Origin of the sequence: Pauljensenia hongkongensis (genome assembly GCF_001746855.1) — a bacterium.
Taxonomy (GTDB): Bacteria; Actinomycetota; Actinomycetes; order Actinomycetales; family Actinomycetaceae; genus Pauljensenia; species Pauljensenia hongkongensis.
The window spans coordinates 1,383,752-1,384,810 of record NZ_CP017298.1; the positions used below are offsets into that span (position 1 = coordinate 1,383,752).

Below are 1,059 nucleotides of genomic sequence, written 5' to 3' on the forward strand. Positions count from 1 at the left end.
AAGGATACGCTGGCTCCGCCGGGGACCGCCACCGCCTCGGACCAGCCACTGGGGGCCTCAGGGGAAGGGGTCGTGTCCGCCCAGTCGTCGTCCGGGCCGTCGACGAAAGCGGGCTCGTCGGGCAGGGACGGGTCGCGGGGGGCGGGCTGCGGGGCCCGGGCCGAAACGGGCGGGGCATCCGGGGCACCGTCGCGCGCGGGTCCGCTCCACTGCGGGGCGGGGGCGGGAGCCCCCTGGTCCCGCGCGCCGGGGGCAGGTGCCGGACTCTCCCGGTCCAGTGCGCCGGGGGCTGGTGCTGGACTCCCACCGTCCAGTGCGCCGGGGGTGTTTCCGGGCACCTCCTGGTCGCCGGGATAGGTGAAGACCGTGAAGGCGCGCTTGCGCCGGGACCGCTGCGGAGCGCCATCGGCGGCCGTGCCTCCCCCTGCGGGCCCTCCTCCGCTGGGGGCGCCTTCGTCGGGTCGCGCTCTGGTGGGCGCGGGCCGCCCGCCAGTGATCCCGCCCCCGCTGGGGGCCTCTCCGCCGGGGACCCCCGCGGGCTCGGGCCACCCATCGGACGCCCGGGGGGCTGGCTCCTCCATCGCGGAAGGAGCACCCGTCGCCGTGGGGGCGCCCGCGTCGCTCCGCTCAGCCGCCCCGGGGGCGGCACCGTCAAAAGGGGGCGGCTGGGACACCCATCTGCGCGCTCCGCCCTGGGACTGGGACGCCTGGGCCGAAGGCCCGGTCACGGTCTGGCCCCCGCCGGCCTGGCCGACCTGGGCGGACACTGTGACCGTCAGTCCCGTGGCCTCGCGGACGGCCCTTTCGACATCGCCCGCGCGGTTCCCGCGCGTGAACGCCGCGACCATCGCCTCGACCGGGAAGAGAACCACCACGCGGGAGCCGTCCACGGCGCCGAGCTGGCCATTGCCCCCCACCATCGACCAGGTGACGCGGCTGATGGAGGCGAGCCGTTCCACCACCTCGGTCCACCGGCCGCGCAGCATGTCGGCGTCCGCGGAGCTGGAGGCGCCGCGCTGCCCGCCGCCGTCCGCGCCATCGGCGCGCGAGCCCGCCTTG

At 77.7% G+C, this 1,059-nt stretch carries 1 protein-coding gene; it reads right to left on the minus strand.

The features are described from left to right. The coding region (locus BH719_RS09645) for a hypothetical protein (protein WP_009743853.1) at window positions 1–1,059 on the minus strand (1,059 nt) is incomplete at both ends.